This window comes from Intrasporangium sp. (assembly GCF_040414665.1).
Classification (GTDB): domain Bacteria; phylum Actinomycetota; class Actinomycetes; order Actinomycetales; family Dermatophilaceae; genus Intrasporangium.
In genome coordinates this window covers 23,534-47,685 of record NZ_JBEDUL010000060.1, presented here as the reverse complement: position 1 = coordinate 47,685, position 24,152 = coordinate 23,534, and the positions used below count along the sequence as shown (strand labels likewise).

20 protein-coding genes and 1 tRNA gene are annotated in these 24,152 nt (G+C 68.8%); 7 read left to right on the top strand and 14 right to left on the bottom strand.

From position 1 onward, the window contains the following. Nucleotides 1–22: 22 nt before the first annotated feature. The gene (locus tag ABF401_RS06440; protein WP_353508714.1) at nucleotides 23–1,237 is read left to right on the top strand and encodes an acyltransferase family protein; all 1,215 of its coding nucleotides are present in this window, start codon (nucleotides 23–25) and stop codon (nucleotides 1,235–1,237) included. Nucleotides 1,238–1,301: 64 nt separating this feature from the next. On the opposite strand, the gene ABF401_RS06435 is transcribed toward ABF401_RS06440, so the two are convergent. Next, a complete protein-coding gene (locus tag ABF401_RS06435; RefSeq protein WP_353508713.1) occupies nucleotides 1,302–2,147 on the bottom strand; it encodes a 2OG-Fe(II) oxygenase in 846 nt (281 codons plus the stop codon). Nucleotides 2,148–2,261: 114 nt separating this feature from the next. Here ABF401_RS06435 and ABF401_RS06430 point away from each other — a divergent pair, with 114 nt between their 5' ends. The 3 genes from ABF401_RS06430 to ABF401_RS06420 are packed head-to-tail and all read left to right on the top strand — an operon-like array spanning nucleotide 2,262 to nucleotide 6,869. Continuing rightward, the gene (locus ABF401_RS06430; protein ID WP_353508712.1) at nucleotides 2,262–3,725 is read left to right on the top strand and encodes a glycosyltransferase; all 1,464 of its coding nucleotides are present in this window, start codon (nucleotides 2,262–2,264) and stop codon (nucleotides 3,723–3,725) included. After that, complete coding sequence (locus ABF401_RS06425; protein WP_353508711.1) at nucleotides 3,722–5,749, top strand: hypothetical protein; 2,028 nt, start codon at nucleotides 3,722–3,724, stop codon at nucleotides 5,747–5,749. Before ABF401_RS06430 ends, ABF401_RS06425 begins: the two co-directional genes overlap by 4 nt. A 1-nt stretch (nucleotide 5,750) precedes the next feature. Continuing rightward, a complete protein-coding gene (locus ABF401_RS06420; protein WP_353508710.1) occupies nucleotides 5,751–6,869 on the top strand; it encodes a glycosyltransferase family 4 protein in 1,119 nt (372 codons plus the stop codon). Here ABF401_RS06420 and ABF401_RS06415 read toward each other — a convergent pair. Next, nucleotides 6,850–6,990, bottom strand: coding sequence for a hypothetical protein (locus tag ABF401_RS06415; RefSeq protein ID WP_353508709.1), 141 nt, complete (start codon nucleotides 6,988–6,990; stop codon nucleotides 6,850–6,852). The two genes, ABF401_RS06420 and ABF401_RS06415, sit on opposite strands and share 20 nt — an antisense overlap. Before the next feature lie 2 nt (nucleotides 6,991–6,992). Then, nucleotides 6,993–8,771 carry an MmpA family trehalose lipid delivery protein gene (locus tag ABF401_RS06410; RefSeq protein WP_353508708.1) on the bottom strand — a complete coding sequence of 593 codons (1,779 nt, stop codon included), beginning with the start codon at nucleotides 8,769–8,771 and terminating at the stop codon, nucleotides 6,993–6,995. Between the two features lie 50 nt (nucleotides 8,772–8,821). Here ABF401_RS06410 and ABF401_RS06405 point away from each other — a divergent pair, with 50 nt between their 5' ends. Together ABF401_RS06405 and ABF401_RS06400 are read left to right on the top strand one after the other, a co-directional pair. Then, on the top strand, nucleotides 8,822–9,595 hold the full coding sequence (locus tag ABF401_RS06405) for a class I SAM-dependent methyltransferase (protein ID WP_353508707.1): 774 nt from the start codon (nucleotides 8,822–8,824) through the stop codon (nucleotides 9,593–9,595). A 109-nt stretch (nucleotides 9,596–9,704) separates the two neighbouring features. After that, nucleotides 9,705–10,979 (top strand): lipopolysaccharide biosynthesis protein, encoded by a 1,275-nt coding sequence (locus ABF401_RS06400; protein ID WP_353508706.1) that lies wholly within the window; start codon nucleotides 9,705–9,707, stop codon nucleotides 10,977–10,979. A 30-nt stretch (nucleotides 10,980–11,009) separates the two neighbouring features. Here ABF401_RS06400 and polA read toward each other — a convergent pair whose 3' ends face one another. Continuing rightward, nucleotides 11,010–13,685, bottom strand: coding sequence for a DNA polymerase I (gene polA / locus ABF401_RS06395; RefSeq protein ID WP_353508705.1), 2,676 nt, complete (start codon nucleotides 13,683–13,685; stop codon nucleotides 11,010–11,012). 89 nt (nucleotides 13,686–13,774) lie between these two features. On the opposite strand from polA, the gene ABF401_RS06390 reads away from it, so the two are divergent. Continuing rightward, nucleotides 13,775–14,194, top strand: a complete 420-nt coding sequence (locus tag ABF401_RS06390) for a PaaI family thioesterase (RefSeq protein ID WP_331926276.1) — start codon at nucleotides 13,775–13,777, stop codon at nucleotides 14,192–14,194. A 17-nt stretch (nucleotides 14,195–14,211) separates the two neighbouring features. On the opposite strand, the gene ABF401_RS06385 is transcribed toward ABF401_RS06390, so the two are convergent. From ABF401_RS06385 to pyk, 10 genes are all read right to left on the bottom strand, one after another. Then, nucleotides 14,212–14,799, bottom strand: a complete 588-nt coding sequence (locus ABF401_RS06385; RefSeq protein ID WP_353508704.1) for a GNAT family N-acetyltransferase — start codon at nucleotides 14,797–14,799, stop codon at nucleotides 14,212–14,214. Between the two features lie 195 nt (nucleotides 14,800–14,994). Then, nucleotides 14,995–16,173: a hypothetical protein gene (locus tag ABF401_RS06380; RefSeq protein ID WP_353508703.1), complete on the bottom strand. Its 1,179-nt coding sequence runs from the start codon at nucleotides 16,171–16,173 to the stop codon at nucleotides 14,995–14,997. A gap of 49 nt (nucleotides 16,174–16,222) precedes the next feature. Next, nucleotides 16,223–16,927, bottom strand: a complete 705-nt coding sequence (locus ABF401_RS06375; protein ID WP_502908200.1) for an ABC transporter ATP-binding protein — start codon at nucleotides 16,925–16,927, stop codon at nucleotides 16,223–16,225. A 5-nt stretch (nucleotides 16,928–16,932) separates the two neighbouring features. Beyond that, entirely contained in the window at nucleotides 16,933–17,757 is an 825-nt protein-coding gene (locus ABF401_RS06370) for an ABC transporter ATP-binding protein (RefSeq protein WP_353508701.1), read from the bottom strand. Beyond that, on the bottom strand, nucleotides 17,754–19,496 hold the full coding sequence (locus ABF401_RS06365; RefSeq protein WP_353508700.1) for a branched-chain amino acid ABC transporter permease: 1,743 nt from the start codon (nucleotides 19,494–19,496) through the stop codon (nucleotides 17,754–17,756). The genes ABF401_RS06370 and ABF401_RS06365 overlap by 4 nt, the downstream gene beginning before the upstream one ends. Then, nucleotides 19,493–20,416 carry a branched-chain amino acid ABC transporter permease gene (locus tag ABF401_RS06360; RefSeq protein ID WP_353508699.1) on the bottom strand — a complete coding sequence of 308 codons (924 nt, stop codon included), beginning with the start codon at nucleotides 20,414–20,416 and terminating at the stop codon, nucleotides 19,493–19,495. Before ABF401_RS06360 ends, ABF401_RS06365 begins: the two co-directional genes overlap by 4 nt. A gap of 90 nt (nucleotides 20,417–20,506) precedes the next feature. Beyond that, complete coding sequence (locus tag ABF401_RS06355) at nucleotides 20,507–21,700, bottom strand: branched-chain amino acid ABC transporter substrate-binding protein (RefSeq protein WP_353508698.1); 1,194 nt, start codon at nucleotides 21,698–21,700, stop codon at nucleotides 20,507–20,509. 170 nt (nucleotides 21,701–21,870) lie between these two features. Next, the gene (locus ABF401_RS06350) at nucleotides 21,871–22,494 is read right to left on the bottom strand and encodes an ANTAR domain-containing response regulator (protein ID WP_353508697.1); all 624 of its coding nucleotides are present in this window, start codon (nucleotides 22,492–22,494) and stop codon (nucleotides 21,871–21,873) included. A gap of 18 nt (nucleotides 22,495–22,512) precedes the next feature. Continuing rightward, nucleotides 22,513–22,595, bottom strand: a tRNA-Leu gene (locus tag ABF401_RS06345). A gap of 47 nt (nucleotides 22,596–22,642) precedes the next feature. After that, nucleotides 22,643–24,100 (bottom strand): pyruvate kinase, encoded by a 1,458-nt coding sequence (pyk, locus tag ABF401_RS06340; RefSeq protein WP_353508696.1) that lies wholly within the window; start codon nucleotides 24,098–24,100, stop codon nucleotides 22,643–22,645. Nucleotides 24,101–24,152 lie beyond the last annotated feature (52 nt).

The window sequence follows — 24,152 nt, the reverse complement described above, 5'->3', positions numbered from 1 at the left end:
CCGTCAACTACAGTTCGCCGGTATGACGACGACCGACGCGGCCGCTGGCCGGCGCCGCCTCCTTGCGCTCGACGGCCTGCGCGGCGTCGCGATCGCGCTCGTCGTGCTCTCACATGGTTGGGCACTCTGGCCACTCGACGCGATCAAGGGAATGCCGTTCATCGGACTCTTCCGGGCGGGCAACATCGCCGTCACGGTGTTCTTCGTCATCGGCGGCTACCTGCTCGTCCGAAGTCTGCTGGCCGAGGTCGAGCGGACCGGGAAGCTTGCCGCCGGGCGGGCCGCGTTCCGACGTCTGCTGCGGGTCAGCGCCCACGTCTACGCCCTGCTCATCGTCCTTGCCATCGTCCATGCGGTCGACGAGACCGATGTCTACCCCGGCACCAGCCTGCGGCAGTCGATCGTCCGGGTGGCGAGCTACACGTGGAACTGGTTCCTGCTCGACAACGCCCTCGTCGCACGCCCGGACCTCGGTCACCTCTGGTACATCAGCGTCTACGTCCACGCAACGCTCCTGCTCATCCTGGTCGTGTGGGTGCTGCGCAGGTACCGCCTCGCCCTCGTCGCCGTCCTGACCGTGCTGTCCGTCGCCCTCTTCGCGTGGCGACTGTGGGTCGTGACGAACGAGGACCTGTTCAGCGCCCTGCTCCGGACGACGACCCGGATGGACGCGATGGTCCTGGGCGCGCTGGTCGCCGCCGCGCTGCCATGGATCCGACGATGGTCCGTCGCCGCAGCGCCGGTCCTCCTCCCGCTGTCCATGGCTGCCCTCGCGGTCCTCATCATGACGACCGGTCATGACGAGTCGTACTTCCGTTGGCCCGGGCTGCTGATCAACCTCGCCGTCGTGGCGTTCGTCGTCGGGGTGCTGCACGCCCGGGGCAACCCGGCCATCCTCCGCCCGCTCGAGTGGCGTCCGCTCGTCGCCCTCGGCAGTGCGTCGATGGCCATCTACATCTGGCACTTCCCCGTCTTCTGGGCCGTCGCCCGGCACTCGAGCGACTGGTCCTGGCAGCTTCGGACGGTGGTGGGGTTCGCCATCACCGCCGTCGCGGTCCTGGTGGCCCAGCACGTCGTCGAGACACCCCTCCAGAAGTGGCTGATGGGACGCTACGCGCGGTCCGCTCGGTCCCAGCGGCAACCAGAGCAGGGGCGCGACGTGGTGCCCGTCGCCGAGGCATCTGAGGAACCTGCCGACGCAGCCACCTCCGGGACCCCGCGGCTCGTCCAGGACTGAGCCCAGCGGCATACGGCCGTATGCCGCTGGGCTGGGTCTCGGCGACACCGCCGACCAGCCGGGGTCACTTCCTGCGACGCACTCCGTCGATGCGAGCCAGGATCCGCTGCGCGGTGTCGTCGTCCAGGCGCAGCCGCCGCTTGGCGCGGTCATAGAGATCGACGACGTTCTTGTCGGCCCAGATGGCAACCCGCTTGACGCCGTCCTGGGGACGGGCGCGATAGTCCGTCGACCGTCGGACGGCCCGCTCCTCCTCGGTGAAGTAGTACAGGGCCATCGATCGGCGGGCGACGTCCTCGGGACAGACGAGTGGATCCGGGTGCCCGTGGTAACTGTCCCCTGACGTCGTGAACACGAGCATCCGGTTGCCCTTGGGAGAGACCCGTCCCTGGACAGAGCTCATGCCCTTGTCCCAGAGCTCGAGGTGGCCGCCCCATTCGTCGCGCCACTCGTCGTTGAGGTACAGCAGGATGTTCACGCGACGAGCCCAGTTCTCGTGCACGTGGTGGGTGGAGAAGTCGGCATGGATGTTGAGGTGCCCGCCGCGCAGGGTCTGGTGGAGGCCACCCCCGTCCATCGTCCAGTCCGGGAGCAGCGCCGGGATGCCGGTGAGCTGCTCGAGCCAGCCGACGAACTGCGGTGACACGAACTCCCTTGCCACGGCTGTGAGGGCGTCACCCCACGTGTCCGGCTGGGTGTTGGCGTACTTCGTCTCGTTGACGTGGAGGTAGCCCTTCCAGAAGGGATCCTCCGTCGGGGGAAACTCGCGCACGCAGCCCGCGAAGGCGTCCGCCGTCAGGACGTCGTCGATGACGATGTGCGGGAACGGCACCGCCGACGCGTACTGGGCCGCCTTGGACTCGATGCCCGCGGTGAGGCGATCGAAGTCCACGAGGGGTTGCGAGGTCATGCGCGGAACTATCCCACAGTTGGTTTCCCGCGGGTAACTTGGTGGCCTACACTCTCCCGAGTCGCACGGCGGAAGCCCGGCGGGACGTGGCCGCCGACGTCAGGGAGGTCAACGGTGCTCACCCCTCAGCACGGTCAGCGGTCCCCGTCCCCGAAGCGGGTCGGGGTCCTCGTCGTCGCGTACAACGCCGCGACCACCCTCGCCCAGACTCTCGATCGGCTGCCCGAGTCGTTCATCGCCGGGGTCGACCACATCCTCATCGGCGACGACGCGAGTGCGGACGACACCCACGCCGTCGCCACCGCCTACCAGCGCGGCTCCGAGCTCCCGCTCACGGTCGTGCGGCACCCGAAGAACCTCGGCTACGGCGGCAACCAGAAGGCCGGCTACCACTGGGCGATCTCCCATGGCCTCGACGTCGTCGTGCTCCTTCATGGTGACGGCCAGTACGCACCGGAGGTCATCGAGTCGGTGGTCGAGCCGCTGCTCCGGGGGGACGCCGATGCGGTCTTCGGCTCGCGAATGATGACGAAGGGTGCCGCGCGGGCGGGCGGGATGCCCGCCTACAAGTACGTCGGCAACCGCATCCTCACGACGATGCAGAACTCCCTCACCGGACTGGCCCTCAGCGAGTGGCACTCGGGATACCGGGCCTACCGGGTCGACGCGCTGAACGACATCGACTTCGCCTCGTACTCGGACGACTTCGACTTCGACACGGAGATCATCCTCGGCCTGCATGCAGCGGGGAAGCGGGTCGTCGAGGTGCCCATCCCGACGTACTACGGTGACGAGATCTGCTACGTCAACGGCATGAAGTACGCGAAGGACGTCACCAAGGACGTCGTCCGCTACCGCCTGCGCCGCATGGGCTTCGGCAGCACGGCCACCTCCGGAGCGACGGTGGACGCCTACGAGCTCAAGCCGTCGCCCCACTCGTCCCACGGGCGGCTCCTGGCCTGGCTCGGAGCTCGGCAGCCCTCGCGGGTCCTCGACGTCGGCTGCTCCGACGGCAGCTTCGGGGCGCTCGCCCGCGCACAGGGGCACACCGTCGTCGGGTTGGACATCGTCAAGCACGACGGCGTCGGGGACCGCCTCGACGGGTTCATCGAGGCGGACCTCAACGCGCCGATGCCGGACACGGGTGAACGCTTCGACGTCGTCGTCGCGGCCGATGTCCTGGAGCACGTCATCGACCCCGGCCGGCTCCTGGGCGAGATCACCGACAGGCTCCGGCCCGGTGGCACGATCCTCGTGTCCGTCCCGAACTTCGGGCACTGGTACCCACGCGGCCGCGTGGCGGTCGGTCGCTTCGACTATGACCAACGCGGCCCGCTCGACGAGGGGCACGTGCGATTCTTCACCCGACGCAGCTTCGAGAAGCTCATCGCGTCCTCCTCGCTGCGAATCGTGGCGCGTGACACGGTCGGGTCGCCCGTGGACGTGCTCCAACGCGGACGCGAGGGCACCGCGATAGGGTCGGTGGCCAACACCCTCGGCGCGGTCGACCGGGCGGCCACCATGGCTTGGCCGACCCTGTTCGGCTATCAGTTCCTGTACCAGCTGGAGCCCATTTGAGATCAGTCCCGCGACAGCGGCGCGAGCTGGTGGCGACCGCCGTCGGGATGGTCGTGGGCGGCGTCGCGTACGTCCTCGCGCTCTTCGACTACCGCTTCGACCCGACTCGCACGGCAGTGCGGCTCGGGTACGCCTCCAACTTCTTCGACCTCCAGGCCGAGGCCTTCCTCAATGGGCGGATCGACGTCCCCACCGGCAGCCTCGGCATCGAAGGCTTCGTCGTCGACGGGAAGACGTACATGTACTTTCCGCCGTTCCCGGCGTTGATCCGGATCCCCGTCATGCTCGTCACCCGGGCGTTCGACGGGCGGCTGTCCCTCCTCTCCATGGCGGTCGCCTGGGTCCTCTTCGCGGTCATGACCGCGAAGCTCGTCTGGCTCGTGCGCCGAGTGGTGGCTCATGGCCGGCCCGTGACCCGCTTCGAGGCGGTTGCCGCGGCGGTCTTCCTCGTCGCTGCGACCGGTGGCACGGTGCTCACCTTCGATGCGAGCCTCCCCTGGGTCTACCACGAGGTCTACGTGTGGGCGGTGGCGCTCGTCGTGGCGGCCCTCTACTGGCTCCTGCGCACCGCCATCGAGCCGAACCGCGCCAACGCCCTGTGGCTGACGGGTTTCGCCCTTGCGGCCGGCCTGACCCGGACGCCAGGTGGCTGGGCCATCGCGATCGGCGCGATGACCGTGGGGTTGGCCCTTCGACTGGGGCGACTGGGCCTCGAGGGGCAACCACGCTGGCGTCTCCCGTTCGTCGCGGGCCTCGCGCCTCTGGCGGTGGCCATCGGCTACAACCTCGTCAAGTTCGGCCACCCCTTCCTCTTCCCGCTCGAGAAGCAGGTCTGGACGAGCGTCAACGCGCACCGCCGTGACGCCCTTGAAGCCAACGGGGGCACGATCACGGGGCTGCAGTTCTTCCCCACGTCGTTCGTCAACTACTTCCGTCCCGACGGCATCCGGCTCGTCGACTACTTCCCCTTCATCACCCTGCCCGGGAAGCCGGCCGAAGCACACTCGGGCGCCTTCCTCGACCAGTCGTACCGGACCGGCAGCATCACCGCCTTCATGCCGTTGCTCGTGATCCTCAGCCTCGTCGCCGTGGTGTACCTGGCCCGTCGTACCACGGATCCGCAGCGACGAGCCTTGCGTCCGGTCGTCTTCGCCGGAGTGCTCGTCAGCGGGGGCGTCATGGCCTACGGCTATCTCGCTTACCGCTACACGAGCGAGTTCGTGCCCGGCCTGGTTGTCGCCGGCGCCGTCGGGCTGTGGGCCGCCTGCGAGTTCCTGCTCCCGAGGGGCAGGTGGGTGCGCCGGGTGGCGGTGGTAGGCGCGGCGTCGCTCGCGGCCATCTCGGTCGCTGCCAACATGCTGACGGCCCACGCCTCGGCAGCTGTGACGTGGCGCGGCGAGCCCCTGAGGTCCTATGTGGCGAGTCAGCTGGACCACAAGCTGCCCTGGACCCAGGGCGTGCGCCGCATGGTCACCCAGTCGGACAGCCTTCCCGCTGATGGCGTGACCGACCAGCTCCATGTCGTCGGCGACTGTGAGGGGCTCTACCTCCACACCGGTGACGCCTACGAGCCGTGGGTGCTGGTTGAGCGACGTGCCGACGTCGTCGTCGTGGAGGTCAAGGACACCCTCCGTCCCGGGCGTACGCCGCTGTTCACCGTCCACGCGACCAAGGACCGGCTCGTCCATCTGGAGACCAAGGGTGACCACTTCGCACGAGTCGTCATCGCCAACGAGAATGGCGACTATGCCGGTCCGTGGTTCCCGGTCTACGGCGGCGGCAGCTTCCGCGTCGGCATCTCGGTGGCAAGTGACCTCGGCTACGCGGAGGTGACGAGCACGCCGGGCGGCTTCGTCGGGTACGTTCCCTTCACCGAGTGGAACGAGAACTGGGAAGCGCGGCCAGGCACCATCGACTTTGCCTTCCGCTCGCCTTACCGCTCGGTCAAGCAGGGCATCACGCTCCACCGCGAAGAGGGCCTGCCGCTGACCCTGTGCCGACGACTGGTCGACGAGGCCGGCTGAGGTGGAGGTCACCTTTCTCGCCTGGCGGGACCCGTGGCATCCCGACGGCGGCGGCTCCGAGGTCTACGTCGAGGAGGTGGCGAGGCGGCTTGTGGAACGCGGTCACACGGTCACGATCCGCAGCGCCGCTGATCCGGGGCGCCCGGCCCGGGAGACCATTGACGGTGTGGCCCACGTGCGCCGCGGAGGCCGCCTCACCGTGTATCTGCGCGGCTTCGCGCATGTGCTCTCGCCGAGGGGCCGACGGGCCGACGTCGTCGTGGACGTCATCAACGGTGTGCCGTTCTGGTCGCCTCTCGTGCGGCGCCGCGGCGTCGTGGCTCTGGTGCACCACGTCCATCGGGAGCAGTGGGCCATCATCTACCCGAACTGGAAGGGTCGGGTGGGCTGGTTCATCGAGTCCCGCCTCACGCCCCTGCTCTACCAGCGGGTGGGCTTTGTGACGGTCTCGCGCCACAGCGCGGACGATCTCATCGGCATCGGGATCAAGCCGTCGCGGATCACCATCGTGCCCAACGGCTTGGACCAGGAGGTGATCCGCTCGGGCCCGGGCGCACGCTCTCCGACTCCCCGGCTCGTCGTCCTGTCGCGGCTGGTGCCCCACAAGCAGATCGAGCATGCCCTCGGCGTGGTCGCACGGCTGCGCGGCGAGATCCCCGGCCTGAGCCTTGACATCGTCGGGGACGGCTGGTGGCGAGACGAGCTCGTCGCCGAGTCAAGCCGACTCGGAGTGAACGACCTCGTCACGTTCCATGGCCACGTGCCTGAGTCGCAGAAACAGCTGCTCCTCGCACGGGCCTGGTTGATGGTGCTGCCATCCGTCAAGGAGGGCTGGGGCATCGCCGTCACGGAGGCGGCGCTGCAAGGCACGCCGACGGTCGGTTACGCGTCCAGTGGCGGGCTGGCGGAGTCGATCGAGCACGGCCGGACGGGGCTGCTCGTCGCGGAGCCGAGCGAGCTCGTCTCGGCCACGCGGTCGCTGCTGACGGACCGGATCACCCGCGATCGGCTGTCCGTTGCGGCTCGACGTCGAGCACTCGAACTGGACTGGGACGCCACCGCCGACGGGTTCGAGCACGCGCTTCGGGGTCGGATCGCGGTCAGCGGTCGCCGTAGGTGATGATCTCGTGAGAGGCCGGGTTGACGTCAGGAGGCGCCGTCTGGCTCGACACGAGCCCAAAGATCGCAACGCCTGCGAGCACGGCACCGGCCACGATCGGGCCGACAACCTTCGTGAGCATCTTCAACTCCCTCTCTGGGTCCGGGGCAGCATACCAGCGGGTAGCGCCCGGGAGCGGTCAATCCTCGACCGGGCGCGGCCGGTCACGACAGTGCCCAATGCCGCCGCCGCCACGAGCAGCAGCAGGATGTCGACTCCGGCCACGAGCGCGGTCGTCCAGGGTGGTGGCGCAGGCGACGGTGACCAGGGCCCAGGCGTTTCCAGCAAGACGAACTCCGGCCCGGCAAAGCGGGTGACCACTCCGTCACGGTCGCCCTCGACAACTCCCGATCCGACCCGGTCACGCTGAACGAGGATCCAGCGCACCCCGATCTCGGCGAGACGCCGTCCGGTGAGATGGCCGGACGCAAGGGCGTCGGCCACGGCCTCCGAACGCGCACTCTCCCCCTCCAGCGTGACGGACCCGACCCGCAGACGGTCCGACCCGATGACGTCTACGTCAAGCCACCGCGATGCGGGGTCGAACGCCGGCACCGGACGCCCCCAGCGGTACACCCGGTACGGCTCCCACGGCAGCGAGATCAGAGTCTGCGCCGTCCCGTCGACGATGTCAGCGATGGCTCCGAGATCAGCCGGGTAGGAGATCGGCCGCACGGTCCGCCACGTCGAGGTCGGGGCATCCGGCAAGGCCACGATCGGCAGGGCCACGAGGACGACTGCAAGGGTGGGGACCACAGCAGCCGCCCTGGAGGAAGCCGACAGCAGGAACCGGTCGGTCATCGCTCCCAGGGACAGTACGGCCAGCAGGACGAAGGGCAGCAGCAGCTTCTGCCCGTCTCGCACCAGGCCTCCGCCAGGCACCGACTCGACGAGGAGCCGGACCACGGCCTGGCCAGCCGAGAAGGTCGTCAACGCGGCGGCCAGCAGGGACCCGGCCCCGAGGACTGCCAGGCGCCGTCGGGTGCCTCCTCCGAGCAACCGGCCCAGGCTGGGCCAGCCCAGCGCCAGGCCGAGGACGACCAGGACGGACGATGCGTGACCGAAGGCGCCCGCTCGACTGGGTGGTGCACTGGACGCATCCCAGATCCCGCCCAGGCCGAGCAGGCTCCAGACCGCTCCGCCGGGGCGCTCGGCCCTGGCGGAGAAAGCCGCTACCCCGCGAGGGTCGCTGAGCAGGCCGGCGTCTCCGAGGATCGTGGGCAGCAGCCACGGCAGCTGCGCCCCGACGCATACGAGCAGCAGTGGAACCGCCGTGCGACGACGGCGATCCAAGCCGACCACCAGAGCAATGCCCGCGCCGAGCAGGGCCCCCGAGGGCGTGACTGCTGCCAGGGCGAGGGCCGCGATCACCGGGGCGAGGGGACGCCAACCCCCATCACCACGGCGATAGCGCATCGCTGCACCGACGAGCGCGAAAGACGCGGCGTAGCCCCACAGCAGGGCCCATTGGCCGAGGGCCAGGCGCTCGACGACGAAGGGGTTCCAGACGGCAAAGCCCGCGACGGCCATCCTGGCCACGGGATGGGCGAGCCCCAGCACGCGGTGTGCGGCGGCTCCGGCGAGGACGAGGAGGCCGAGCACCGCAATGCGGCTCAGGGCGGCTCCTCCCACGACGCCGTCGGCGAGGGACACGAGAGCATCGAGCGGAACCGCACGGGCGGGCGCGTCACCGAGGCCGAGCCACTCGACTCGGAGCGGCTGGCGCGGGGTGAACACGAGGTCCTTCGCCAGGGGGTACCCGGACGAGGTGACCAGCGGCCAGACGAGGACGACGGAGAGTGCGACGACCCACAGGTCGAGCGCCATGCGGACGCGGAGCGAACCCAGGGCCGGTGAGTTCATCGGCCTCCTTCGGGTGGCTCTACGCTGTGGGCCGACCCACCCTAGTTGACGTGAGGACCACCGTGTCCGGAGAAGACCAGTACCCGACGGCCGGCACTCCTGCAGGAGCAGGATCGGCCGGGACCTTCGAGGAGGCGTGGTCCAGGGCGGCGGGGGTACCAGGGTGGCTCACCGAGGCTCAGGGGCGGCGCCTCTGGGAGGAGACCATCAGCCTTGGCCGGGGCTCCCACGTGCTCGAGATCGGCTCTCACCGGGGCCGGAGCACGCTGGTTCTCGCCGCTGCCATCTGCAGCCATGGACCGGGTGGTCGACTGACGGCGGTCGACGCCTTCGTGCCGGGCCCTCGATACGGTGGACAGCTCGCCCGGACGGCGCTGGAGCGCAACCTCAGGGCCGCCGGGCTCGAGGGCCACGTCACCGTCGTTGCCAGCCGGAGCAGCGAGGTGCGGCAGACGTGGCACGAACCGGTTGACCTCGTCTGGGTGGATGGCAAGCATGACTTCTGGACCTGCAGCGACGACCTGAAATGGGCGCGCCAGCTGCCCTCCGGCGGCCACCTGCTGGTCCATGACGCCTTCTCGAGCATCGGGGTGACGACCGCCCTCCTGGTCCATGTCCTGCCTTCGCGCCGGCTGCGGCTCGTCGACAGAGTCGGTTCCCTGGCGACGCTGGAGGTCGGTTCCCCGGACTGGGGCGACCGGCTCCGCTTCGTCAGGCAGCTGCCCTGGTGGTTACGCAACATCGTGGTCAAGGTTCTGCTCAGGCTTCGGATGCACTCGCTGACGCGCGTGCTGGGACACCACGGCCCGGACGACCCCTACTGAGCCAGCTGAACCAGCGGGCAACGGGGCCAATCGGGCCATTCGGGCCATCAACTCGAGGATCGCGCACCCAATCGCTACTTACCGGTAGCGGGGCCCCTATCCTCGTCGTGTGGTCGAGCGAGCCGGGCGCACCCAGGCGGTCAAGAGCGGGGTCGTCGTCGCGGTCGCGACGGGCGTCATGAATGCAGCCACCTACGCCTTCACGCTCCTGTGTGCCCATGTCCTGGGCCCGGCCGACTACGGCGCCTTCGCGGCGATGCTGGGGCTGGTCATCGTCGTCAACGTGCTGTCCCTCGGGCTGCAGGCAACGGGAGCCCGGCGGGTGGCCGAGACCCCCGGCGACCGCCATCTCATCGAGGACAAGCTGATGGCCACCTCGGTGAGATCAGGGATCGCCCTTGCGATTGTCTGCCTCGCCGTGTCACCGGTCCTTGCGGCGGTGCTGCAGCTCGACTCCTGGTTCCTCGCAGCTCTCTTGGCCGTGCCTGCCTTCTGCTTCGCCATCATGGGCGGACAGGCGGGCATCTTGCAGGGCGAGGGCCGTTGGTTGCCGCTCGCGGTCGTCTTCAGCTCGCTCGGGCTGGCCCGACTCGGCATCGGTGCGGTCTTCCTCGCGTTTCGGCCGGACGCCCTCGGGGCCGTTGTGGGCGGTGTCGCCGTGGCCGCCGTGGTCCCGGTTGTGGTTGGGGCAGCAGCGCTGCGCCGAGCGAGTGTCCAGGCGGCTGCAGAGTCGCTGCCTCCCGCATCCGGGCGGTCGCACTCGCGCATGGTGCGAGAGGCCTTGATGAGCTCACACGCGCTTCTGGCGTTCTTCGCACTTGCGACGATCGACATCGTCGTGGCCAGAACGGCGCTCGATGCTCACCTGGCAGGCATCTACGCGGCGGGGCTCATCCTGGTGAAGGCGGTGCAGTTCCTCCCCCAGTTCGTCACCGTCGTTGCCTTTCCGGCCATGGCTCGGCGAGGCGGGGGCCGTCGGGTGCGGGCGGCGGGGTTGGGGCTCATCCTGCTCATTGGCGGCACCGCCACGGTGATCGTCGGCATCTGGGGCGACCTGGCGCTGCCCTTCGTCGGCGGCGACGCGTATGGCGAGGTCGTGCCGCAGCTATGGGTCTTCGCCACCATTGGGACGCTTCTCGCCTCCGTGCAGCTGCTCGTCTACAGCGCGCTTGCCAGGGCGCACCACCGAGCCGTGCTCTTCATCTGGGGCGCGGTGGCGGCCATCCTCGTGTCCACCTGGTGGGTCGACTCAGTCGAGCGGCTGCTCCTGGTGACCGTGTCGGTCGATCTCGCCCTGCTGCTCGTCCTGCTGGTCATCACCAGGCTGGGCAGCACGCGACCAACCGCGGACGACCTGCCCGCGCGCACGCCGGCCGCCGCTTGACGGCTCTGAATCGCGGCGCGACCGGCGCCGTCAGTGCGCGGCGTCGTGCCAGGAGCGACCGACTCCGACGTTGACATCCAGTGGGATGTCCATCTCGACGGCGTGGCCCATCTCGTGGCGGACCAGCTTCTCGACGTCGTCGCGCTCGCCCGGGGCGATCTCGAGGACGAGCTCGTCGTGGACCTGCAGGAGGATGCGCGACCTCGCTCCGGCCTCGGCCAGGGCCCGGTCCACGCCGATCATCGCGACCTTCATGATGTCCGCGGCCGACCCCTGGATCGGCGCGTTGAGGGCCATCCGCTCGGCGGCCTCGCGGCGCTGGCGGTTGTCGGACGTGAGGTCGGGCAGGTAGCGACGCCGTCCGAGCATCGTCGCGGTGTAGCCGGTGCCACGGGCCACGGCGACGACATCGCGCAGGTAGTCGCTCACCCCGCCGAACCGCTCGAAGTAGCCGTCCATGAGGCCGCGGGCCTCCTCGGTGCTGATCGTCAGCTGCTTCGACAGCCCGAACGCAGACAGGCCGTAGGCCAACCCGTACGACATGGCCTTCACCTTGGAACGCATCTGTGGCGTGACGTCCTCCGGTGCCACGCCGAAGACCTTCGACCCGACATAGCGGTGCAGGTCCTCCCCTGACCGGAACGCGTCGATGAGCCCCTCGTCGCCCGACAGGTGGGCCATGACCCGCATCTCGATCTGGGAGTAGTCGGCCGACATCAACGCGTCGTACCCAGCGCCGACGACGAACAGCTCGCGAATGCGCCGCCCCTCCTCCGTGCGGATCGGGACGTTCTGCAGGTTGGGGTCGGTCGAGGACAGCCGGCCCGTGGCTGCGATGGTCTGCAGATAGGTCGTGTGGACCCGGTCATCGTCGGCGACCGACTTCTGCAGCCCCTCGACGGTGACGCGCAGGCGAGCCGAGTCGCGATGCCGGAGCAGCGCCTCGAGGAAGGGGTGCTCGGTCTTGACGTAGAGGTCGCTGAGCGCGTCGGCGTCCGTGGTGTAGCCGGTCTTCGTCTTCTTCGTCTTCGGCATGTTGAGCTGCCCGAAGAGCACCTCCTGCAGCTGTTTCGGCGAGCCCAGGTTGATCTGGTTGCCGCCGATCGCGTCCCACGCGTCCTGCTGGGCCTGGGCAACCTTCGCTGCGAAGTCCTTCTCGAGGGAGTCCAGCCCGGGCACGTCGACGGCGATCCCGATCTGCTCCATCCTGGCGAGCACGTGGATCAACGGCAGCTCGACCTCGGCGAGCAGCTCCGCGCCGCCGGTGGCCGCCACCTGCTCGTCGAGCACCCTGGCCAGGTCGCGCACCGCCGTCGCGCGGACCATCTGCTGCTGCGCTGCCCTGGCTTCGGCATCCCCCTCGAAGTCGAGGATCCCTTGCCCCTCAGGCGTCGTCGACCCGCTGAGCTCGCGCCTCAGGTGACGCAGCACGAGGTCATCGAGATGGTAGGTGCGCTGGTCCGGCTTGACGAGGTAGGCCGCGAGCTGCGTGTCGCTGGTCAGGCCCGCGAGGGTCCAGCCCCGCGCGGCGAGCGCCTCGATCGGACCCTTGGCATCGTGCATCGCCTTCGGTCGGCCGGCGTCCTCCAGCCACGTCCCGATCGCGGCCTCAGCCTCCGGGGTCAGCCCGGTCAGGTCGATCCACGCCGCCGCGCCATCCGCCGAAGCGATGGCCAGCCCGGTCGGGTCGCCCGTCCCGCGCGCCCAGGTGCCGGCGACTGAGAGCGCCGCGCGGTCGCCAGGGACGAGGTGCTCCGCGACCCAGCCCGCCACCTCATCCGGCTCGAGGACCGACCCGTCCACCTCGAAGCCCTCCTCGGCCTCCGGTGCGCTCGCCTCGACCTCAGCGAACAGCCGGTCGCGCAACACGCGGAACTCGAGGCGGTCGAACACCTCGTGCACCTCCTCACGGGCCCACTGGGCCCGCTCGAGGTCATCGACGGTGCACCCGATGTGGACGTCCCTGACGAGCTGGTTGAGCCGACGGTTGCGCAGGACCTGGTCGAGGTGTTCGCGCAGCCCGTCTCCCGCCTTGCCCTTGATCTGGTCGATGTTGGCAACGATGCCGTCGAGGTCGCCGAACTGCGCGATCCACTTCGCGGCGGTCTTGGGGCCGACTCCAGGCACCCCGGGGAGGTTGTCGGACGTCTCGCCCACCATGGCGGCGAGGTCGCTGTAGCGGGTCGGTGGCACGCCGTACTTTTCCTCGACCTGCGCCGGCCCCATCCGCCACACCTCGGACACGCCTCGCACCGGATAGAGGATCGTGACGTTGTCGCTGACGAGCTGGAACGTGTCTCGGTCGCCCGAGCAGATCAGGACCTCGATCTCCTTGGCGTCTGCTTCCGTCGCGATCGTCGCAAGGATGTCGTCGGCCTCGTAGCCGTCGAGCTCGCAGTACCGGATCCGGAGCGCGTCGAGCACCTCCTTGACGAGGGGCAGCTGGCCGCTGAACTCGTCCGGTGTGCGCGCCCGGCCCGCCTTGTACTCGCTGTACTCCTGCGTCCGGAACGTCTGGCGCGACTTGTCGAACGCCACGGCGACGTGCGTCGGCTGCTCATCGCGCAGCATGTTGATGAGCATCGACGTGAACCCGTAGACGGCGTTCGTGTGCTGCCCCGTCGCGGTCGAGAAGTTCTCGGCCGGCAGCGCGAAGAACGCGCGGTAGGCAAGCGAATGTCCGTCGAGGAGGAGAAGTCGGCTCACCCCGCAGAGCCTAGTGTCCGGTGCCGACACCGGTGCAGCCCGTTCGGACGCCCTCTCAGGCGCGCTCTCCGCCGCATTACGATCCCCCTATGTCTGATACCACGCACCTCGAGTCGATCCGGGCGGTGGGCGCCGGCGCCCTGGGCGAGCGGATGGGGATCGAGATCACGGAAGCGACTCCTGAGCGCCTCGTCGGAACCATGCCAGTCGAGGGCAACACCCAGCCCTACGGCCTGCTCCACGGCGGCGCCAGCGTCGTGCTCGCCGAGACGCTCGGCTCGTTCGGCGCGGCCCTGGTGGCCGGCGAGGACCGCGTGGCCGTTGGGCTCGACATCAACGCGACCCACCACCGGGCGGCGCGCTCCGGCGTCGTGACCGGCACGGCGACGTTGTTGAGCGGAGGACGTTCCGTGGCCAGCTACGACGTTGTCATCACCGATGAGGACGGGCGGCGAGTCTGCACCGCCCGCATCAGCTGCCTGCTGCGCGATCGGGCGCCGGGGGCCTGAGACGGCAACCGTCCCGATCAGCCAACGGCACCGGGGTGCTGCGCCGACGTCGCGCGGGCCCGGACGTCACGACGACGCTGCAAAACCTTGTCGAGCGAATATCGTTGGCTCCGAGGCTTGCCGGCGAGCTTGCGCTGCAGCACCGCCGAGGACGTGACGCGACGAACCGTCTCCGGGACGAAGCCGAGCCGGGCAAAGAACCGGTTCAGCTCGCGATCCTGCGCGGGCACCGCGCTGACGAGGTGGTCGCACCCGTTCCGGTCGGCGTAGCGGGACGCGGCGGCGAGCAGGGCCTTGCCCACCCCTTGTCGCCGGAAGTCCGCGTGGACATAGAGCATGTCGATGGAGACGCTCGGGGCGGCGACGAGCAGACTGCGCGTCGTGTCCGCGATGACGACGTAACCAGCGGGTCGCCCATCAAAGAACGCGATGTACGCCGTCACATCCTTGCGCGCCAAGGCCTTTCGAAGGGTGCCGTCAGCCGCCAGGCGACCTGCCGCCTCGGGCGTCGTGCCCGCCTCGACACGATGCGCCGTCCAGAGCTCGATGAACGGTGTCTGCAAACCCACGTCCACGCGCTGGACGGTCACCGGCGAACGACTCATTCGTCCCTCCAAAGCTGTGGTCCCGGAACCCACCCGCCCTGACCTTACGACCACGACGCTCGTTGCGAAAGAGGGGGTTTGACACATCTCGTCCACGCACCCGAGTGCGCCCAACACATTCCGTGTGCCGCTGGGCTCGCTTTCGCCGTTTGCCTCCTCGGCGCCATGGCTGGGTTGTCGGGACCATGAGTGGAATCAGGGGCGAGCGGACCAGAGTCGGCCCTTGCCGTCGCGGTCCGTGGTCGCGACGTAGAGGGTGTCGTCCACGGTTGCCGTAGCGATCGGCACACCGGGAGGCGCGGACCGTTGACGCCAGCCCGACGAGCCGCGTTGGAGGACGGCCCCCGGCACCATGACGAGGTCCTCTCCCCGCACCCTGACCGGGGCAGGCACCGTCTGCTTGTCGGACACCCCGAGCGCCGGGGTCGTGGCTCGGGACACGGTGGAGCCCTGCACCGTCCAGACAGCAAGGGTCCCGCCATCGGTGCCGACGACGAGGCAGGCGGCGCCGTCGCAGCGCGCCGCATGGGCCTCAGCGATCGGCTGCGACGCCGGCAGTCGGACCAGCGTCCAGGGGCCGTGTCCGCCGGGGGCCGTCCAGAGGGCGGGGACTGAGGCGATGGAGCCCGTGCCGAGGTCGGTGACGGAGCCTGCGAGAGCCAGGCCGTCGCCGGCGGACGTGACGAACCGGGCACCGTTCAGGGCACGTGGGGTGCTGCCGAGGGGCGAGCCGGTCGAGTCCTGTCGTTCCCATCGGTTTCCCGATCGGAACCAGAGCGAGACGTCGTTGCCGGTTCGGTTGCTCTGCCACGCCCCGGCCACGACCGGCTCCGTCCCGGCGAACGCGATGCCGGTCAGGTCACCGGCACCCCAGCCGCCGAAGACCCCGAACGGCTGGGGCTGCTCGACGAGGCGCGGGGGCTGGCTTCCCAGGTCTCCTGCCCAGATGGTCCACCGGACGTTGGCATGGGCTCCGCCCCTGGCCCCGCCGACCGCGACGACCTGTCCGTCACGGGTGGCCAGGGAAAGCCAGCGCGCGACGGCCGCATAGGGCGTCTTGCCGTCGACGTCCACCTCGGTGAGCCTGCCGTCGCGGAGGACGAGCAGGCGAGGGTTCGGACGGTCGGGCGCCCACGCTCCGATGACGAGGGAATCGCCCGCAGCGGCCAGCGTCACCGCGTCCATGCCGTCAGGCAGCGGGTGTTCGCTCCAGGCCAGGGGGCTCGCGTTCGCGCTGTCCGAGGCGGTCGGAATGACCTCGCTCGCCCCGTCCTGACAGGCCGCCAGGACGGCCCCCAGGACGACGACCACAAGGACCGCGAGCAGCGGGCGCTGCCTCCGTGGCGGACGGCGGCTGTCATCGGGGCGCACCACCCGGTGAGCCTCGATCCGTCGCCGTCCGCGCACGCTGGAGAGCTGTCCGTCAGTCCTCGCCGAGATAGGCCTTTCGGACCTCGTCGCTGGCGAGCAGTTCCTCACCGGAACCCTTGAGCACGATCCTGCCGACCTCGAGGACGTAGCCCTGGTTGGCTCGCTGGAGCGCGGCCTGGGCGTTCTGCTCGACGAGCAGGATCGTCGTGCCCTGCTGCTGCAGGGTCGTCACGGTGGACATGATGCGCTTCATCATGATCGGCGAGAGCCCCATCGACGGCTCGTCGAGCATGAGCAGCTTCGGGCGGCTCATCATCGCCCGCCCCATCGCCAGCATCTGCTGCTCACCGCCGGAGAAGGTGCCGGCGGGCTGCTGGTGGCGCTCGCCGAGGATGGGGAAGAGGTCGTACGCCGCCTGGAGGTCCTTGTCGACCTCGCGGTCCCGGCGCGCAAACGCCCCGAGGCGCAGGTTCTGCTCGACGGAGAGGCGGGGGAAGATGCGGCGGCCCTCCGGTGAGTGGGCGATGCCGAGGCTCACGATCTCGTGTGCCGCGGCGTTGTCGATCCGCCTGCCCTGGAAGCGAATCGAGCCTGAACTCGGACGCATGAGCCCGGAGATGGTCCGCAGGGTCGTCGTCTTCCCGGCTCCGTTGGTACCGATGAGGGTGACCACCTCGCCCTCGTCGACGGAGAAGCTGATCCCCTTGACCGCCTTGATCTTGCCGTACGAGACGACGAGGTCTTTGACCTCGAGCATCGCGCTCACGCGTCCTCCTCGTCGTCGTCGGCGCCGCCGCCAATGTAGGCCTCGATGACCCTGGGGTCGGACTGCACCTCGTGCGGGGTTCCCTCGACGAGGACCTCCCCGCGGACGAGGCAGAGCACCCGGTCGCAGAGGTTGAAGATGAAGCGCATGTCGTGCTCGATGACCACGACGGCCAGCCCGTTGTCCCGGATCCGGAAGATGAGATCACTCGCCTGCTGCGTCTCCCTCGGGTTCATGCCGGCCGTCGGCTCGTCCAGCAGGAGGAGCTGTGGGTCGGTGGCCAGGGCGCGGGCGATCTCGAGTCGCCGCTGGTCCCCGTAGGGCATGTTGCGAGCCAGGTGCTCGGTCGACTTGCCGAGCCCGACGAACTCCAGCAGCTCCTGGGCGCGGTCACGCGACTCCCGCTCCTCGCGACGGAACTTCGGACCCCGGAGGATCGAAGTCAGCGCCATGGAGCTCGTCCGGCAGTATCGCCCCACCATGACGTTCTCGAGAGCGGTCATGTTGCCGAAGAGACGGATGTTCTGGAAGGTCCTCGCCATCCCGGCGCTGACGACTGCCCGTGGCTTGGGCGGCAGATCCGTGCCGAGCAGGCGGACGCGCCCCTCGGTCGGCTTGTACAGGCCGGTGAGACAGTTGAAGAAGGTCGTCTTGCCGGCGCCGTTGGGCCCGATCAATCCGACGATCTCACCCTCATGGACACTCATCGCCACGTCGTTGACGGCGACGAGGCCGCCGAAACGCATGGTGACTCCGGTCGCCTCGAGCACGGGCGTGCCGTCCGTGCGGTCGGTGGGCGTGATCTCGTCGACGGCGGTCATGCCTTGGCCTCCTGTTCCTCGACGAGGTGGACTTCCTCGATGCGGGTGGCGAGCTCCTCATCCTCCTCGTGGAACTCGAGCTGACGCCGCTTGCTCGCAATGATGCCCTCCGGCCGGAAGCGCATCATGACGACGAGCAGCAGACCGAAGATGAGCAGCCGGTAGTCGGCGACGAAGCGCAGCTTCTCGGGGAGCAGCTTGAGAATGGTGGCGCCGATGAGCACTCCGGTGACGGTGCCCATGCCGCCGAGGACGACTGCCGCGAGCAGGAAAGCAGACTCAAGGAAGATGAACTGGTCCGGGGTGACCGACACGTCGTGATGGGCCTTGATCGTGCCCGCCAGGCCAGCGAGGAAGGCGCCACCGGCGAAGGCGAAGAGTTTGAGGGCGAAGGTGTTGACCCCCATGGCCTCGGCTGCCTTCTCGTCCTCACGGATCGCGATCCAGCCGCGTCCGATGCGGCTGTCGTTGAGCCGCGTGAAGACGGTGATGACGAACGCGAGCAGCACGAGGAGCGCGAAGTAGTAGTTCGCGAACCGCCCGAGCGTGAACCCGAGGACGTCGTGCGTGTCACCGAAGTTGAACGAACCGATCTCGAGGTCCGGGATGGCCGGGATGCCGTTGGGTCCGTTGGTCAGCTTGGGACCGTCCTGACCATCGAGGTTGCCCATCGAGAGTCGGAAGATCTCCCCGAAGGCGAGCGTCACGATAGCGAGGTAGTCGCCCGAGACTCGCAACGTCGGCGAGCCGATGATCAGGCCGAGAGTCGCCGCCACGCCGCCGCCGATGAGCATCACGACGAGGAACGGGGGCTTCCATCCGATGGTTGCGAACGTCGAGTAGGACATGGTCGCGCCCACGTAGGAACCGGCACCCAGGAAGGCGATGTAGCCGAGGTCGAGCAGGCCCGCGAGACCGACGACGATGTTGAGGCCGAGAGCCGTGGTCCCGAAGATCAGCACCTGGGTGGCGATCGACATGTTCGCGTCCGAGCCACCCTGGGTGAACGGGAACAGGAGCGCCACGGCGACAGCGCCGAGCATGAGGACGCGTCGATGCGTCTGTGCGATGATGCCGACCCACGTGAAGAACCCGGCTCTGGCGAGCGTCAGGGCGATGATGCCCACGAACAGGACGACGAGTGAGAAGACCGTCCCGTCGTCGATGCCCAGGACATAGGCGGCCCCGAAGAGGGCGATGGCGAGCAGCACGACGATGGTGAGGATCTCGACCCACGACGGCAGGCTCGCGTGCAGCGGGTCGCGGTGCGCACGCGGTGTCAGGCCGGCCGACCCGACCAGGAGGATGACGGCCCCGGCGAAGGAGACCCAGGCGCCCGGCATGACGTTGACGAGGCCACCGGACTGGATCGCTATGAGGGCGATGACGAGCACCATGAAGATGGTGCTCCCGAGTCCGAGGGTGCGCAGGGCCAACACCGAGCTGAGCCACTCGCCGAGTCGGTTCAACGGGCCCCGGTACATCAGGGCGAAGAGCACGGCGAACACCGCGGTGATGATCATCAGGATCTGGACGGCACCTGGGTAGAAGTTGATCGACAGGTCGTCCAGCACGTCGCTGGTGTAGCTCCACGCGAAGAAGCAGCCTGCCGCGAGGATGACCGCGCCCGCCAGCGTGAGGGGCCACGCGTAGGGGCCGACCGGCCGACCGACGCGGTCCCACAGACTGACCCGCTCCGTGTCGTCGTGCACTTCATCGATGTCGGTGTCGATGCTCATGCGCGGTCCACCACCCTTGCACCGAGAATGCCCTGGGGCCGGAAGACGAGGACGATGATGAGCAGCACGAACGCCCAGACGTCCTTCCACGCCGATCCGCCGAACTGGCCGGGTATGAAGCCGACGGCCAGCGCCTCGGCGACACCGAGGACAAGACCCCCCACGACGGCGCCCATGATGTTGCCGATTCCACCGAGCACGGCCGCGGTGAAGGCCTTGAGGCCGGCGAGGAAGCCCATCCGGAAGTCGATGTTCGCGTTGAGCAGGCCCTGCGAGACGCCGGCGATGGCGGCGAGGAGAGCACCGATGGCGAACGCGATCACGATGATCCGGTCGACGTTGACGCCCATGAGCCGCGCGGTGTCCGGGTCCTCGGAGACCGCCTGCATTCCCTGACCCGACCTGGTCCTGTTGATGAACCACCAGAGGAACGCCGCGGACATGAGGAGCGCGCCGACCGTGAAGACCGCGGCGCGCTGCACGGTGACGCCACCGAACGTGAGTGCGGGACCCGTCACCACGTCGATCTGCGGGAACGGGATCTTGCTCTTCGCGCCGGGGTAGAAGAGACGGACCGCCTCCTGGAGGGCCACGGAGATGCCGATCGCGGTGATGAGGGGGGCCAGTCGGGGCGCCCCGCGGAGGGGCCGGTAGGCGAAACGCTCCATCACCACGGCCGTGGTGACCGAGGCGATGACGGCACCGAGGAGCATGATGGGCAGCACCCACAGTGCGGTCGTCCCCTCGAAGAGGAGGGTCCACGTGGCCAGGGCGCCGAAGGCCCCGATCATGAAGATCTCGCCGTGGGCGAAGTTGATGAGCTGGATGATGCCGTAGACGACGGTGTAGCCGACCGCGATCAGGGCATAGAGCGAGCCGAGAGTCAGGCCATTGACCAGTTGCTGTAGCAATTCGGTCATGTGTGCCGGAACCACCTTTCGATGTCGACGATTTCGGCCAGGGACGGTAATGCCCGCCCCTGGCCGAAGTCTGTCAGTTGATGATCCGGATCAGGCGAGGTTCTCCGACTTGACGAAGACCCACTTGCCGTTCTCCACCTTGTAGCCCGAGATGACCTTGACCTTCGTGTCACCGAACTCGTCGAAGCCGACCTGGCCAGTCACGCCGGCAAAGCTGACCTTGCCGACCGCGTCGATGATCGCCTGACGCTGGCTCTTGACGTCGGACGCGTCCTTGAGGGCAACCTTGAGGCCCTCGATGATCGCCTTGGCGGCGTCGTACGAGTAGCCACCGTAGGCAGCGGCCGGCTCGGCGAACTTGGCGGCCTCGTAGTCGGCGAGGAACTTCTTGCCCGCGTCGGACTTGTCGGTCGGCTCACCGACCGAGGTCGCGAGGTCGCCGTTGGACGTGGCGCCGGCGAGCTGGACGAACGTCGGGTCGAAGATGCCGTCGCCACCCATGAGCGGGACGTTGAGGCCAGCGGCCTTCATCTGCTGGGAGAGCGGCCCTGCCTGCGGGTACTCACCACCGTAGTAGACCGCACCGGGCTTCGCCGGAGCGACCTTGGAGACGACCGGGCCGTAGTTCGACTCGTCCGGGTTGATCGTCTCGGCGGCGACGATGGTGCCACCGCCGGCCTTGAAGGCCTCGGTGAAGTACTGGACCAGGCCCTGACCGTAGGTCTTCTTGTCGTGGATCGTCGCGACCGACTTGATGCCCTGGTCGAGCAGGAACTTCGCGGCGAAGGCGCCCTGCGTGATGTCGGTCGTGCAGGTGCGGAAGAAGGTCTTGTACGGACGCGTGTTGCCGTCCGCGCCGCGGGTCAGCGACGGGCCGGTGTTGGCCGGTGAGACCTGGACGATGTTCGCAGCCGCGAAGACGGGCTGCGTCTGCTGCGACACGCTCGAGTTGAGGTTGCCCACGACGCCGGCGACCTGGTCGTCCGCGGCGAGCTTGGTTGCGCCGTTCTTGCCGACGTCGGCCTTGCCCTCGTCGTCGACCGGCTCGACCTTGATCTCCCAGCCGGGGATCGCGTTCTCCTGGTTGGCCTGCATCACTGCGAGTTCGACCGAGTGCTGGATGCCCTTGCCGAGCGCGGAGAGGTCACCGGAGAGCGGCGCGATGACACCGATCTTCACCGTCTTCTTGGCGCCGCCGGTCGACCCGGCGTTGGACTCCGCGCCGCGAGTGCCACAGGCGCTCAGGGCCAGAGCGGCGACCACGACGGGCACCGCAAACTTCATGTGGGAACGCACTGCTGTCCTCCTGATGTCACACATCCCTCGGTCGAGGGGCTGAGGAGGACACTAGAGCCATCCCGGCGCCACGTCACCCCTCTTGGCCGGATCGGTGACCGTGTCGTGACCTGCGGACCTCAACGGGCGACGTATTCGCTCATCGGACGTGCTGTCGCTCAGTTCGTCGGGAAGCCGTTGATGACCGCATCGGCAACCTCCTTCATCCCGAGGCGCCGATCCATGGCCGTCTTCTGGATCCAGCGGAACGCGTCCGCCTCCGACAGCTTCAGCTGCGTCATGAGCACGCCCTTGGCCCGGTCCACGAGCTTGCGCGTCTCGAGTCGCTCCCCGAGATCGGCGACTTCCGCCTCCAGGGCGGTCAGCTCGAGCCACCTCGAGTGGGCGATGTCGATCGCCGGCCGCAGGTCGTCCGCCGTGAACGGCTTGACGATGTAGGCCATCACGCCGGCGTCGCGGGCACGCTCGACGAGCTCGGTCTGGCTGAATGCCGTCAGCATGATGACGGGACACACCTTGCCCTCGTGGAGCTGCTCGGCAGCGGAGAGCCCGTCGAGCACCGGCATCTTGACGTCCATGATGACGACATCCGGCCGCAGCTCCTTGGCCAGCTCGACCGCCTGCTCACCGTTGCTCGCCTGGCCGACGACCTCGTAGCCCTGCTCGCCGAGCATTTCGACGAGGTCGAGGCGAATGAGGGCCTCGTCCTCCGCGACGAGGACGCGGGTGGCCCCGCGGTCGCCGGCGTGGGTGTCCCGTGTGCTGCTCTGCTCTGTGCTCACGGTCAAACCCTATCTGTGTGCCGGGAGCGGGACTTGAACCCGCACGACCTTGCGGCCAGAGCATTTTGAGTGCTCCGTGTCTGCCATTCCACCACCCCGGCAGAGGTGCCGGGCCAGCATACCCGCCCGGTCCGGCCGAGAGATCGGGTCAGGCGGTCACCTCGTCGGGGTTGTACGCCGGCGCGGCCCGGTTCACCGCGTCCCCGATGCGATGGACTCGAAGGGCGTTCGTCGAGCCGGGGATGCCGGGCGGCGACCCGGCGACGATGAGGACGCGGTCGCCCTCGGCGACCCGGCCCTCGGGAAGGAGGTTGAGGTCCACCTGCATCGCGAACTGGTCGGTATGGGACATCCGGGACACGAGGTAGGTCTCGATGCCCCAGACCAGGGCGAGCTGGGAACGGGTGCGCTGCTGCGACGTGAAGGCCAGCATCGGCCGCTTCGGGCGCAGCCGGGACTGGCGTCGCGCCGACCCACCCGTCTCGGTGAAGGTGATGAGGAACTTGGCGTCGACGACCTCGCCGATCTCGACCGCAGCCTTGGTGACCGCCCCGGCCGCCGACGTGATCGAGGCGCTCAGCGGCGCGATCTTGTCGAAGCCGTGCTCCTCGGTCGACTCGATGATGCGCGCCATCGTCGTGACCGCCTCCAGCGGCCACGCGCCGACCGAGGTCTCGCCGGAGAGCATGATGGCGTCGGCGCCGTCGAGCACCGCGTTGGCCGCGTCCGATGCCTCCGCTCGGGTCGGCCTCGGGTTCTCGATCATCGACTCGAGCACCTGGGTCGCGACGATGACCGGCTTGGCCGCCTGGCGCGCGAGCTCGACCGCGCGCTTCTGGACGATCGGCACGTCCTCGAGCGGCATCTCGACGCCGAGGTCTCCCCTGGCGACCATGATGCCGTCGAACGCCTCGACGATCCCCGCCAAGTTGGCAACGGCCTGCGGCTTCTCGATCTTGGCGATGACGGGGACCCGATAGCCGAACTCGTCCATGATCTCGTGGACGTCGTCGATGTCACTCGCCGACCTGACGAACGACAGGGCGATCAGGTCGACGCCGAGGCGCATCGCGAATCGCAGGTCGTCCTTGTCCTTCTCGGACAGCGCAGGCACGCTGACCGCCACGCCGGGCAGGTTGATGCCCTTGTTGTCCGAGACGACGCCGCCGATGACCGTCTCGGTGAGCACGTCGGTCTCCGTGACGTCCACTGCCCGGAGGCAGACCTTGCCGTCGTCGATGAGCAGGACGTCCCCGGGACGGACGTCCCTGGGCAGGCCCGCGTAGGTCGTGCCGACCTCGGTCTCGCCACCCTCGATGTCACGGGTCGTGATGGTGAACCGCTGGCCTGGCGAGAGGGTGACCGGGCCCTCCGAGAACCGGCCGGTCCGGATCTTCGGACCTTGCAGGTCGATGAGGATCCCGACGGCACGTCCCGAGGCGTCGCCCGCAGCCCGCACATCGCGGTACACCTGCGCGTGCAGGGACTGCTCCCCGTGCGAGAGGTTCAGGCGGGCGACATCCATCCCCGCGTCGACGAGGGCTCGGAGCTTCTGGGGGGACGAGGTCTTGGGACCGATGGTGCAGACGATCTTGGCGCGACGCATGACTCAACCTTATGGGGCCTGTGACGTGGGTCACGTGAGGGGGTTCACCCCT

What these genes read in the sequence shown, in the direction of transcription:
- ABF401_RS06440 (WP_353508714.1), top strand. Translation starts at nt 23, where the DNA reads ATGACGACGACCGACGCGGCCGCTGGCCGGCGCCGCCTCCTTGCGCTC.
- ABF401_RS06435 (WP_353508713.1), bottom strand. Translation starts at nt 2,147, where the DNA reads ATGACCTCGCAACCCCTCGTGGACTTCGATCGCCTCACCGCGGGCATC.
- ABF401_RS06415 (WP_353508709.1), bottom strand. Translation starts at nt 6,990, where the DNA reads ATGCTCACGAAGGTTGTCGGCCCGATCGTGGCCGGTGCCGTGCTCGCA.
- ABF401_RS06410 (WP_353508708.1), bottom strand. Translation starts at nt 8,771, where the DNA reads ATGAACTCACCGGCCCTGGGTTCGCTCCGCGTCCGCATGGCGCTCGAC.
- ABF401_RS06390 (WP_331926276.1), top strand. Translation starts at nt 13,775, where the DNA reads ATGTCTGATACCACGCACCTCGAGTCGATCCGGGCGGTGGGCGCCGGC.
- ABF401_RS06385 (WP_353508704.1), bottom strand. Translation starts at nt 14,799, where the DNA reads ATGAGTCGTTCGCCGGTGACCGTCCAGCGCGTGGACGTGGGTTTGCAG.
- ABF401_RS06375 (WP_502908200.1), bottom strand. Translation starts at nt 16,927, where the DNA reads ATGCTCGAGGTCAAAGACCTCGTCGTCTCGTACGGCAAGATCAAGGCG.
- ABF401_RS06370 (WP_353508701.1), bottom strand. Translation starts at nt 17,757, where the DNA reads ATGACCGCCGTCGACGAGATCACGCCCACCGACCGCACGGACGGCACG.
- ABF401_RS06365 (WP_353508700.1), bottom strand. Translation starts at nt 19,496, where the DNA reads ATGAGCATCGACACCGACATCGATGAAGTGCACGACGACACGGAGCGG.
- ABF401_RS06360 (WP_353508699.1), bottom strand. Translation starts at nt 20,416, where the DNA reads ATGACCGAATTGCTACAGCAACTGGTCAATGGCCTGACTCTCGGCTCG.
- ABF401_RS06355 (WP_353508698.1), bottom strand. Translation starts at nt 21,700, where the DNA reads ATGAAGTTTGCGGTGCCCGTCGTGGTCGCCGCTCTGGCCCTGAGCGCC.
- pyk (WP_353508696.1), bottom strand. Translation starts at nt 24,100, where the DNA reads ATGCGTCGCGCCAAGATCGTCTGCACCATCGGTCCCAAGACCTCGTCC.